Here is a 13,933-nt window from a genome sequence, read left to right as displayed (position 1 = left end):
CAGTGGTCGGCGTTGTCATCCAGCAGCGCGGTGTCGACGCGTAGACGCGTGCCTGGTGGATCAGTCGAGTTCGGGGTGAATGGCTGTGGTACCGGTGTATTCAGATTGCGTTCTGTTCGTGTGCGTCCTGTCCGTCCACATGGAAAGTCGATCCGCGTGAGCATCGACTCGGCAGGGTCCGAGTCGACACGTCGTCGTACATCCAGAAGCACCAGGGAACGCCCGGCTCGCGCACCGCGGCACCGGTCGGCACGCGTCGCGACGCTTCCGCAGTTGTTGGCAGCGGCGGTCGACGGCCGGCCGGACGGCATCGCCATCGAGACTGCCGACACCTCGATCACCTACACGGAGTTGGATCGTCGGTCGTCGCGGCTGGCCCGTGTTCTCGTGCAGCGCGGACTGGGACCCGAAGACCTCGTCGCGATCGCCGTCACCCGGTCGTTGGAATCGGTGCTGTTCGTCTGGGCAGTGGCCAAATCGGGCGCAGCCTTCGTCCCGATCGACCCGGACTATCCGGCCGAGCGTGTGCGCTACATGCTCGACGACTCCGGTGCCAAGGCCGGTCTGACGACGCACCGTGCTGTCGACGGTCTGCCCACGACTGTGCCGTGGATCGTGCTCGAGGACGTCGAACGCGACGCGGCGTCGATGTCGTCGGAACCGATTGCCGCAGTGGAACGGACCTCCGTGCTCCGTCCGTCGAACCTGGCTTACGTGATCTACACGTCGGGTTCGACCGGTGCACCCAAGGGCGTCGCCGGCACCCATTCGGGGCTACAGAACCTCGCCGAGTCCCAGCGACAGACCTTCGGCATCACCGCCGACTCGCGCACACTGCACTTCGCATCGCCGAGTTTCGACGCTGCGGTGCTCGAGCTACTTCTGGCCGTCGGGGCGGCGGCCACGATGGTCGTCGTTCCGACCGGAATCGTCGGCGGTGACGAATTCGCCGACGTGCTACGACGCCACCGCGTCACGCACGCGTTCGTGACGCCCGCAGCATTGGCGTCGGCGCCGAGCCACGACCTGCCGGATTTCGACGCGGTCATGGTCGGTGGCGAGGCGTACTCGGCCGACCTCGTGGCGCGCTGGTCCGTAGGTCGGCGTTTCTACAATGTCTACGGTCCGACCGAGACGACGTGCATCACCACCAGCAGCGCGCCGCTCGATCCGCACGGTCCGATGCCGATCGGCACACCGTTGAACGGGGTGCGAGCGTACGTGGTCGACTCGCGGCTGCGCACGGTTCCTGTCGGGGTCGTGGGCGAGCTGTATCTGGCAGGCCCTGCCGTCGCCCGTGCATACCACCGACGCGGCGGGCTGTCGGCAGCGCGTTTCGTGGCCGATCCGTGGGCACCGGACGGCGTCGCGGCCCGTATGTATCGCACCGGCGACACCGTGCGGGTCCGCCCCGACGGCTCGATCGACTACGTGGGACGCAACGACTCACAGGTCAAGGTGCGCGGCTTCCGCATCGAACTCGGTGAGATCGACGCGGCACTCGAGGCTCACGACAGCGTGGATTTCGCGGCATCGAAGGTCCATACGACAGCCGACGGTGTGGACGCGCTCGTCGGATACGTTCTGCCTGCGGAGGGGAGGACGGTCGACGTACGAGAGGTGCTCACGTTCGTCGCGCAGTCGCTTGCCCGCCACATGGTGCCGCAGTCCATCGAGGTCCTGGACCGTATTCCGCTGACGCCAGTCGGCAAATTGGACCGAAATGCCCTCCCTGCACCGACATTCGAGACGGTCGCGTTCCGCTCGCCGGTCACCGAGATGGAACGCGCCGTCGCCGAGACGTTCGCCGAGGTGCTGGGCGTGCCGCGCATAGGACTCGACGATCATTTCTTCGACATCGGCGGCAACTCGCTGAGCGCGACGCAGGTCGCATCGCGACTCGGAGCGAGGACGAAGTCTCGGATCTCCGCGCGCCTGGTGTTCGAGGCACCGACCGTCGTCGGGCTGGCTTCACGGGTGGAAGGCGCACTCGGCGCAGGCGACGACGCGCTCGAACTCGGTCCCGAGGTTCGGCCCGACGCGATACCTCTGTCGTTGGCCCAGCAGCGGATGTGGTTTCTTCAGAACTTCGACCCGGCGTCCCCGGCGAACAACATCCCGGCAGCACTGCGGATCGACGGACCGATCGACGTCACCGCGTTACGCGAGGCCGTCGTCGATCTGCAACGACGCCACGAGTCGTTGCGCACGGTCTATCCCGATCAGGACGGTGTCGGATACCAGGTCGTCGTTCCCGTCGAACGCACCGGCGTCGCGTTGCGTTATCTGTCGATCACCGAGACAGCCGTCGCGTCCCATGTCGCGAGAGTTGCACTGCAGCCGTTCGATCTGGCGACGTCCGTGCCGTTGCGCGTCGAGTTGATCGCACTCGGACCCGAGGTCCATGTTCTCGTGGTGGTCCTGCACCACATCTGCGCCGACGGTGCATCCGTCGGACCGTTGATCGGCGACCTGGTGTCGGCGTATCTCGCCCGCTCCTCGGGCCAGGAGCCGGGCTGGGAACCGCTGCGAGTTCAGTACGCCGATTACAGCCTGTGGCAGCGGAAGCTCCTCGGGTCCGAGTCCGATCCGTCGTCGCTGGCGTCGCGGCAGCTCGACTACTGGACGGCGACCCTGGCCGATCTGCCCGACCGAATCGAACTGCCGACGGACAAGGCCCGCCCGGCCGAGGCGTCCGGGGTCGGTGGGACGTTCGAGTTCGAACTCGATGCAGCGGTGCACGCCTCGCTCACGGATCTGGCTCGTGCTTGCGACGCCACACCGTTCATGGTGGTGCACACCGCATTCGCGATTCTGCTGTCGAAGATCGCCGCGACACGCGACGTCGTCGTCGGGACGCCGGTCGCGGGGCGAGGTCACGAGGACCTCGACGCCCTCGTCGGAATGTTCGTCAACACTCTGGCGCTGCGCGTGGACGTCGACCCGAGCCTGAGCTTCGTCGAACTGCTCGAGCACGTACGCGAGCGGGATCTCGGTGCCTACGCACACGCGGAACTCCCGTTCGAGCGTCTGGTCGAGGTGCTCGATCCGGTTCGTTCGGCAGGACATCACCCCCTGTTCCAGGTCGCGTTGTTCTTCCAGAACCTCGAACAGACCGCATTCGAACTGCCGGGCACCACGGTGAGCGTCGTCGATCCCGGTGTGTCCGTTGCCAAATTCGATCTTCAGCTGACGATCACACCCCGTTTCGACGACGCCGGGGCACCCGCGGCCATGTCCGCCACGTTCACCTATGCCGCCGACTTGTTCGAGCGTGCGACGGTTCGGACTCTGGCCGAACGGCTCGCTGCAGTCCTGAACGCGGCCGTCGCGGACCCGCAGACCATCGTCGGTGACATCGGCATACTGACCGCCGGTGAACGTGCCGACGTCGTGCACACGTGGAACGACACCGCGCACCCGGTGCCGGAGCGGACACTGCTCGATCTGTACCGGGCGCGGGTCCGGCGCACTCCCGACGCCCGTGCGATCGTGTCGGACCGAGAGAGCATCACCTACGGCGAATTCGACGAGCGCGTGCAGCGAGTGGCTCGACTGCTCGTCGAGCGCGGCGTCGGCCCGGATGTGCTCGTGGGGTTGGCCGTTCGTCGCTCCGTCGACCTGGTCGTGGGGATGTACGCCGTTCTCGAGGCCGGTGGCGCGTTCGTCCCGCTCGACCCCGCGCATCCGGCGGATCGGACTGCGCACATACTCGACACCGCCCGCCCGCTGTGCGTGCTGAGCACGACGGCCGACCGTACCGCGCTCCCGGCTGTGGTCGCAGGCACTCCCGTCGACATCGTCGACATCGACACTGTCGCAGTGGACCTGCACGTTCGGCCGAGCCGGCATGCGGAGACCCGTGTGCACCGAGACAGCCTGGCGTACGTGATCTTCACGTCGGGCTCGACGGGCAAGCCGAAGGGTGTCGGAGTCGCCCACCGTGCGATCGAGAACCAGATGTCCTGGATGACGGCCTATTACGGGCTCGACAGCGACGACGTCTATCTGCAGAAGACCGCGACGACGTTCGACGTGTCGCTGTGGGGCTACTTCCTGCCGTTGCGTACCGGCGCGTCGATGGTATTGATGGCACCCGACGGTCATCGGGATCCTCTTCTCGTCGCCGACGTGATCGACCGCGAGCAGGTCACCGTGACGGACTTCGTGCCGTCGATGCTGGGAGTGTTCGCGGCGCATGCCGCTGCCGATCGTCTGACCTCACTGCGCCACGTGTTCGTCATCGGCGAGGCGTTACCGCCGGACACCGCCGACGCGTTCGCTGCCGTGTCGTCCGCGCGTCTGCACAATCTGTACGGGCCCACCGAAGCGGCCGTGTCGGTGACGCAATGGGAGGTCGAGTCGACGCCGCAGTCGGAGGTGGCGAAGACCGTTCCGATCGGTGTGCCGCAGTGGAACGTTCGCGTACACGTGCTCGATGCACGTCTGCGCCCTGTGCCGCCGGGAGTGGCCGGCGAGCTCTACCTCTCCGGCGTCCAGCTCGCGCGGGGATACGTGAGTCGACCCGATCTGACGGCCGATCGATTCGTCGCCGACCCCAACGGGTTCGTCGGCGAACTCATGTATCGCACAGGTGATCTCGTACGGTGGATTCCCGGCGGGCAAGGGGCACTGGACTACATCGGTCGCACCGACTTCCAGGTCAAGTTCCGCGGCCAGCGAATCGAGTTGGGGGACATCGAGTCCGCGTTGCTGTTGCATCCTTCCGTCAGCCAAGCGGTCGTGCTCGTCGCGGCCACGTCGACGGGTGATCAACTGGCCGGGTACGTCGTGCCCGCACCGGGGACCGACGCCGACAGCGCCGAGTTGATCGTGTTCGTCAGGGACACGCTGCCGTCGTACATGGTGCCGACGTCGATCGTCGTACTCGATGCGCTGCCGTTGGGAACGAGCGGCAAACTCGATCGCGCAGCACTGCCGTCGCCCGAGTTCCGGGTGAACGAATACCTCCCCCCGACGACGGCGGCAGAGGAGATCGTCGCGGAGGTCTATTCGCAGGTTCTCGGCCTGCCCCGCGTGGGAACCGACGACAATTTCTTCGATCTCGGTGGAAACTCTTTGGTGGCAACACAAGTGGTCGCCCGCATCGGCGCCGCGCTGGACACCAGGGTGCCGGTGCGCGCACTGTTCGAAGCTCCCACGGTCGCGGCGTTGGCGCTGCGTCTCGACGCGGTATCGGACGATGCTCGCATTCCGCTCGTCGCGCAGGTGCGCCCCGACGTGGTGCCCTTGTCGCTCGCTCAGCAGCGCATGTGGTTCCTCAACAGATTCGACACCACCTCGTTCGCGGACAACCTGCCGATCGCGATGAAGCTCGTCGGTGATCTGAATACGCGGGCGCTCGCGCAGGCCGTCGTCGATCTGGTCTGGCGGCACGAACCGTTGCGCACCCGCTATCCCGATCACGACGGGGTACCGAGGCAACTGGTGCTGCCGGCGGATCGAGTCGAGCTCGATCTGGAGCCTCGTCATCTCGCCGAGTGCGACCTCGCGGCGGACCTGGCCGACTTCGTGTCCGCGGGATTCGATGTCGCAGAGCACGTTCCGCTTCGCGTTCGGATCTACGCGGTCGGCGACGACGAGTACGTGCTCGCCGTCGTGCTGCACCATATCGCCGGCGACGGGTTCTCGATGCGGCCGCTCGCACGTGACCTGATGACCGCGTACGTCGCACGCACCGCCGGTCAGCCGCCGTCGTGGCCGCCACTCGATGTGCAGTACGCCGATTTCGCGCTGTGGCAGCGAACGGTTCTCGGAACCGAGCAGGATCCCGACTCACTTCTGAGCAGGCAGACCGAGCACTGGATCGCCGCACTGGCCGGGCTCGCCGATCGCCTGGAACTTCCCACCGACCGGCCGCGGCCGCGTGTTGCGTCCCACCGCGGTGCGACGCTCGAGTTCTCGCTCGACGGCGGGGCACACGCCGGTCTGAATCAGATTGCGCGGCAGCACCATGCGACGCTGTTCATGGTGCTGCATGCCGCTCTGGCGGTGCTGCTCGGACGGATCTCGGCCGCGACGGACATCGCGATCGGCACCCCGGTCGCGGGACGCGGTGAGCAAGCCCTCGACGACCTCATCGGCATGTTCGTCAACACCCTCGTGCTGCGAACCGAACTCGATCGAGCCGACGAACCTTTCGACGACCTCCTCGACCGGGTGCGGGCGTCGGATCTGGCGGCGTTCGGCAACGCGGACGTCCCGTTCGAACATCTCGTGGACATCGTGGCTCCCGAACGAGTCACCGACCGCAACCCACTGTTCCAAGTGGCCTTGGTGTTCCAGAACCTGGGCGAGCAGACGCTCGACCTTCCGGGGCTGCAGGTCGCGCGGCTCGAACTGGAGTCGAACACCTCGAAATTCGATCTGCAGTTCACGGTCTCGGAAACCATCGGAGCACAGGGTGAATCCGCGGGACTGGCGTGTGCGCTGACCTATGCCACCGACTTGTTCGACGCCGATACCGCGCGCACCCTGTCGAGGCGATTCGAAAGAATTCTGCGCGCGGTGGTGCACGCACCGTCGACACCGATCGGTGACCTCGAGATCCTGGACGACTTCGAGTTGGAGTCGGTCGTTCGGGCGCCGTCGGTCCCCGAACGCCCCGTCGTACTCACAGATCTGCTCTCTGCCGCGGTTGCCGCTGCACCCGACAGCGACGCGGTGTCGTTCGACGGTCGGGCGATCACTTATGCGGAGTTGGATGCTCGTTCGTCCCGTCTCGCTCGCGTGCTTCTCGATGCAGGTGTCGGGCCCGGCGATCTCGTTGCCCTCGCCCTGTCGCGATCCATCGAGTCGATCGTCGCGCTGTGGGCCGTCGCGAAATCGGGTGCAGCGTTCGTCAGTGTCGACCCGAACTATCCGGTCGACCGCGTCGCCCACATGATCGAGGATGCCGAGCCGTCGCTCGGGGTCACCGTGTCGTCGGCACGTAGCGGGCTGCCCGACGCGATCACCTGGCTCGTCCTGGACGACAACGACATTCGGGCGAATATCGCGTCGTACTCCGCCGATCCGGTGGAGCGACACGAGTTGCGACGTCCACTGCATGTCACACATCCGGCCTACATCATCTACACGTCGGGGTCGACGGGACTGCCCAAGGGCGTCGTCGTGACGCATGCGGGTCTGGCGAATTTCGCGGCAGAACAACGAGACCGGTACGTACTGTCTCGCGGAGATCGTGCGTTGCACTTCGCATCGCCGAGTTTCGACGCATCGATACTCGAATTGCTGCTGGCCTTGGCGGCGTCGTCGACGCTCGTCGTGGCACCCCCCGGCATCTATGGAGGCGACGAGCTCGCCGCGCTGTTGCGCGAGGAACGCGTCACGCACGCGTTCATCACTCCGGCCGCATTGGCGACGGTCGATCCCGACGGGCTCCCCGATCTGCGAGTCCTCGTCGCAGGCGGTGAGGCCTGCCCGCCGGAACTCGTTGCGCGATGGACCGAATCGGGGACCGGCCGCGAGTTCTTCAACGGCTACGGCCCCACCGAGACCACGATCATGACGAACATCTCCGCACCCCTGTCGGCGGGCGCTCCGATCACGATCGGCGGACCGATTCGCGGGATGACGTCGTTGGTTCTCGACGACCGGCTCGGTCCGGTTCCGGTCGGCGTCAGCGGCGAGCACTACATCGCAGGAATTCAGCTGGCCCAGGGTTACCATCGTCGACCCGGTCTCACCGCGGGACGATTCGTCGCGAATCCATACGGAACGCACGGTGAGCGGATGTACCGCACCGGCGATGTCGTGCGGTGGACACGTGACCTCCAGATCGAGTACGTGGGCCGATCGGACTTCCAGGTCAAGATACGGGGATTCCGCATCGAACTCGGCGAGATCGAGGCAGTGCTCGCGTCGCACCCCGACGTCGAGTTCGCCACGACGACGGTTCGTGACCTGGCGTCCGGCAATGCTGCGATCGTCGGATACGTACTGCCCGTCGCCGGTCGAACGGTCGACGTGCGGGGACTCGTCGAGTTCGTCGCGAACAAGGTTCCGGCGCACATGGTTCCGTCGTCGATCGTCGTTCTCGATGTCGTTCCGCTGACACCCGTCGGCAAATTGGACAGGTCTGCTCTGCCCGAGCCTGTGTTCCGGACGGTCGATCGGACCGAACCGGTCACCGAGACCGAAGTTGCCCTCGCCGAATTGTTCGCGGACGTCCTCGGTCTCGACTCGGTCAGCACGACGGACTCGTTCTTCGCGTTGGGCGGCGACAGCATCGTCTCGATTCAGCTGGTGTCGAGGGCGAAGGCGCGCGGTATCGGGATCTCGCCGCGAGAGGTGTTCGAGAACAAGACAGTTCAGGCGATCGCGCGAGTCGCCACCCGCACAGCCGACGCCGACGTCGTGGTGCTGGCGGAACTCCCGGGCGGTGGCGTCGGCGACATTCCCCTGACGCCTGCCGTTCGATTCATGGTCGAACGGGGTGGTTCCTACGATCGCTTCGAGCAGACGCTCGCCCTGGAACTGCCGGCCGGAATCGAACACGCACAGTTGGTGCAGGTTCTAGCCGCGGTGATCGACCGGCACGACATGCTGCGCGCGACACTCGTTCTGGATGGTGAGCGACCGGTTCTGCGAACCTCGCCTGCGGGCACCGTCGATGTGGAGACGCTGATCGATCGAACACCGTACGCCGAAGACATCGACGCGGACGAGTTGATCGCGGTCGCAGACGATGCGCTGGAACACGCACTTGCGCAACTGAATCCGTCGAAGGGTCACGTCATCCGATTCGCCTGGCTCGATCCGGTGACCGGCGAGGGGAGTACATCGAGTCGCACGGGACGCCTGATCGTCGTGGCACATCACATGGTCGTCGACGGTGTGTCCTGGCGAATCCTGATTCCGGACTTCGTCGCGGCATGGCTGGCGGTGGCGGCCGGACAGAAGCCGCACCTGGACGAGCCCGGCACGTCCTTCCGGACCTGGTCGCACGCACTGCAGGACCACGCGTCGCACACCGACGACGTCGAACTGTGGGAGTCCGTGCTCGACGGACCCGATCCACAGTTGTCGACGCGGGCGTTCGACCCGTCCATCGACGTCGTCTCCACCGTGCAGAAGGTCTCGGTTCGTCTGCCGCACACAGTGACCGACGCCGTCGTGACGACGATCCCCGCGATGTATCGGACCGGTGCAGGTGACGCATTGATCGCGGGACTCGCGTTGGCGTTGGCTCGTTGGCGTCGAGACCGCGGCGTCGAGGAGATGTCGTCGCTCATCGGCCTCGAAGGACACGGTCGCGAAGAATCGGTCGTGCCGGGGGCCGAGCTGTCTCGCACGGTCGGGTGGTTCACGTCGATGTTCCCGGCGCGCCTGGACCTCGACGGAATCGACCTCGACGACGCGTTCGCCGGGGGCGCGTCGGCGGGTGCCGCGGTCAAACGCGTCAAGGAACAGTTGCTTGCGTTGCCCGACAAAGGAATCGGCTACGGAATACGGCGGTACCTGGGAGACGACGACGCCTCCGCGAGGCTTGCGGGCGGTCCCCGACAGGTGAGCTTCAACTATCTCGGCCGGGTGTCGCAGGGGGACATCCCGGACGCGATGGCTGGGCTCGGCTGGTTGCCTGCGTCGGATCTCGGAGAACTCGACGGGCGCCATGACGACGACATGCCCGCGATGGCGACGGTGGACATCAACGCGATCGTGCTCGGTGGTGAGCTCAGCGCGGGGTTCGGCTTCCCGGCGACGCTGATGGGCCGCGACGACGTGCAGGAACTGGCGGACACGTGGGTCGAGGCGCTGACCGCCATCGCACGGCACTCCGGCAGCGTCGATGCGGGCGGACTGACGCCGTCCGATCTGGATCTGGTGCAGACGACGCAGGCGGACATCGACGTGTGGGAGGAGGCATACGGATCGGTGGCCGACGTGTGGCCGTTGACGGCGCTGCAGGGGGGATTCGCGTACCACGCGATGCTCGCCGAATCGGGTGCGGACGTCTACACGACGCAGTTGGTACTGCATCTGCACGGCGACGTCGATGTGCGACGCCTGCAGGCAGCCGGGAATGCGCTGCTCACCCGTCACGCGAATCTGCGAACGGCATTCCGCCCCGATGCACACGGTTCGCCGGTGCAGATCGTCGTCGACGGTCTCGACGTGCCGTGGCGTGACGTCGACGCGATCGGGGCGTCGCGCGACGACGTCGATGCCATTCTGCGGGAGGACCAACGACGCGGATTCGATCTGGCCGAACCGCCGCTCGTTCGCTTCGTCGCAGTGCGGACGGCGTCGGACACGTGGGCTCTCGGTATCACGTGCCACCACATCCTGCTCGACGGGTGGTCCATGCCGATCCTGTTGAAGGACTTGCTGATTCTGTACGCGACGCACGCCGATGTCTCGGTACTCGAACCCGCGACACCCTTCCGCGCCTACCTGACGTGGTTGTCGGAGCAGCCACGCGACGCCGCACTCGCCGCGTGGCGGACGGCGCTCGGCGGGTTCACCGAACCGACGCTCCTCACGCACGCGTTGCCTGCGGTCGCCGGTGGACACGGGCGAGCGGAGTACCGCGCCGAACTGTCCGAGGCGTCGTCGACTGCGTTGTCCGAGTACGCGTCGCACATCGGTGTCACCGTCAACACCCTGATCCAGGGTGCGTGGGGAATCCTGCTCGCCCGAATCACCGGGCACGACGACGTCGTCTTCGGAACCACGGTGTCGGGCCGGCCGCCCGTACTCGACGGCGTCGAGCAGATGGTCGGGCTGTTCATCAACACACTGCCGGTCCGTGTGGTGGCCAACCCCGACAGATCCGTCGAATCGATACTGACGAGCCTGCAACAGGCGTCGGCGTCCCTGCTCGATCATCACCACGTCGGGCTCTCCGAGATCCAGGACTCCACCGGGCTGCAGACATTGTTCGACACGCTCGTGGTGTTCGAGTCGTACCCGATCGATCGGTCTGCGCTGTCCGAGGTCACCACAGTCGACGGCGTGACCGTCACCGGGGTGGAGACGGTGGACGCGGCGCACTACCCACTGTCGATCGTCGCGGTTCTCGACGGGGTGTTGCGATTCGACTTCGAATATTCGACCGATTTGTTCGACGACGACCGCATTCGGCGGCTCGCCGAACGGTACGTGCGGGTTCTCGAGGGATTGGGCGGGGCTTCCGACACCCGCTCGGGGAACGTCGACGTGCTGTGGCCCGACGAGCGAACCGACCTGATCGCGCGATGGGGCGGCGCTGCTCCCGCACCGAAGACGTTGGCGGACATCGTTGCCGCAGCGGCAACTCGCGCGCCCGATTCCGTTGCGTTGGTGTACGAGGACCGGTCGGTCACGTATCGGGAACTCGACGAGCACTCCAGCAGAATCGCGCGGATGCTGATCGAGCGAGGCCTCGGTCCCGAGGACACGATCGCGTGTGGGATCGCTCGGTCGATCGAATCCGTCACGGCAGTATGGGCCGTCGCCAAGACCGGTGCGGCGTTCGTCCCGGTCGATCCGCGTTATCCGGCCGCACGCGTCGAACACATGCTCGTCGATTCCGGATCCGATGTGGGACTGACGGTCGTCGCGGATCGTTCGTCGCTGCCCGATGCGGTGGACTGGATAGTGCTGGACGACCCGGACACGGCGTCGTCGATCGACTCGTTCGATGCGGCACCGGTGACCGACAGCGACCGCGTGTCGCGCCTGCGGGTGGAGAACACCGCGTACGTGATCTACACGTCCGGGTCGACGGGTGTGCCCAAGGGCGTCGTCGTGACGCACGGCGGTCTGTCCGCCTTCGCCGCGAGCCAGACCGAGACGTTCCGCGTCGACTCCGACTCCGTCGCGCTGCATGCGATGTCGCCGAGCTTCGACGCATCGGTGAGCGAACTGATGCTCGCGTTCGATGTCGGTGCGACGCTGGTCATCACGCCGGCGACGATGTACGGCGGCGACGAGCTGACCGACTACCTGCGTCGTCACCGTGTCTCGCATCTGGCGGTGACCCCCGCGACGGTCGCCGGACTCGACCCGTCGCTGCTCCCGGACTTCCGCTGCCTGTCCGTCGGAGGGGAAGCCTGGCCACCGGAGTTGATGGAGAGGTGGGCCGAGTTCGGCGCGTTCCACAATCTGTACGGACCGACCGAGGGCACCGTCGTGGCGACGATCAGCGAAGCGATGACGGCGGGTGACCGGATCTCGATCGGCTCACCGGTGCGTGGCACCCGGGCAGTGGTGCTCGACCCGCGACTACGTCCTGTGATGGACGGCGTCGTCGGTGAGCTGTATCTCGCGGGACCGAAACTGGCACGCGGGTACCGCGCGAGGGCCGGGCTGACGGCAGCGGCGTTCGTCGCCGATCCCTTCGAGTCCGCCGGTCGCCTGTACCGAACGGGTGACCTCGTCCGGTGGAACGGGCCGGTACTCGAGTACGTCGGACGGGCCGACAAGCAGATCAAGATTCGCGGGTTCCGCGTCGAACTCGGTGAGATCGATGCGGCGCTGACCGACCTACCCGGCATCGACTACGCGACGACGGTCGTGCGAGACACCGACAACGGCAGCCAGGCCTTGGTGTCGTACGTTCTCGCGTCGGACTCGGTCGACCCCGACGCGCTGAAGACGGATCTCGCGACCGTGCTGCCGCGGCACATGATCCCCGCCGCAGTGACTGTGCTCGACGAGCTGCCGCTGACCGGTTCAGGAAAGGTGAACGTCGACGCCCTGCCCGACCCGGTCTTCACGCGCGCGGAGCACCGACAGCCGCGCACCGAACTCGAGCGTACGGTGGCGAGACTGTTCGCCGACGTGCTGTCTCTCGATCGGGTGGGACTGGGCGAGGACTTCTTCGAACTCGGCGGCACATCGTTGTCCGCGACTGCGCTGGTGTCGCAGCTGCGCGCGGTGACGGGCGCGCAGGTGCGGGTGCAATCGGTTCTCGACACCCGAACGGTCGACGGTATCGCGGCACGCATCGTCGACGACGCTGCCGTCGCGTCGCGCTCGCTGGACGTGGTGCTGCCGATCAGGTCCGGGGGCGCGTCGACGCCGTTGTTCTGCGTTCACCCGATGCTCGGTCTCGCGTGGGGGTACGCGGGCTTGCTGCCCGTTCTCGATCCCGACGTCCCCGTGTACGGCGTGCAGACACCGGCAACGACCGAGGTGGGCTTCGAGGTGCGGTCGATCGACGAACTCGCCGATCGGTACGCGTCGGACATCGACTCGGAACGGCCGCACGGTCCGCTGTCGTTGCTCGGCTGGTCGATCGGAGGTGTGCTCGCACACGCGATCGCTGTCCGGCTGCAGCAGCGTGGGCGGGTGATCGAGCAACTCACTCTGCTCGACAGTCTCCACACCGTGGACACCGGTGCGTTCGAGGGCGAGGTGCGCGCGATACTCGAGTCGATGGGGCTGCCCATCGGCACCGACGTCGACATCACCTCGATGGGCAGTGACGTCGCGCGGCTGTTCGAGACGAACATGCCCGACGACATGCCCGATCTCGACGGTGCGCAGATCGAGCGGCTGTTCGCGGCCGCCGTCGACGCCGCCCGGGCGATGGACCGGTACCGACCCGGCGTGTTCCGCGGGGACCTCACGTTCTGCACTGCGGGCATCGACCATCAGCGAGAGGACGACGCGGCCTGGACGTGGAAGCCCTACATCGACGGAGCGATCGAGACAGCCACGGCGCCGGTCGCGCACGAGGACATGTTGTCACCCGCCGCCATCGACGTCGTCGGGCGTGTGTTGCGTCACTGAGCTCGGATTCCGAGCTACCCGCCGGTAACGGCGATCGAACGGGGACCGATATTAGTTCGGGTCTCGAACGATCGTTTGTGACCGGTGGGCAACATGGGCTGTCCAGTCCGGTCGCACGGCTGTGTCGAATACCCTGTACGGGCTCGGCGGACCGGCCGAGTCGGCCAGGCTGTCGGTTCGTCCGCAGTAC

The 13,933-nt window shown here is 66.5% G+C and carries 1 protein-coding gene; it reads left to right on the top strand.

The genetic code is table 11. The features are described from left to right. Window positions 1-156 precede the first annotated feature (156 nt). A complete protein-coding gene (locus CHB96_RS27065) occupies window positions 157-13,743 on the top strand; it encodes a non-ribosomal peptide synthetase (protein WP_245866241.1) in 13,587 nt (4,528 codons plus the stop codon). Window positions 13,744-13,933 lie beyond the last annotated feature (190 nt).

It is taken from the genome of Rhodococcoides kyotonense, from assembly GCF_900188125.1.
Taxonomy (GTDB): Bacteria; Actinomycetota; Actinomycetes; order Mycobacteriales; family Mycobacteriaceae; genus Rhodococcoides; species Rhodococcoides kyotonense.
This window is presented reverse-complemented; position numbering and strand designations above follow the sequence as displayed.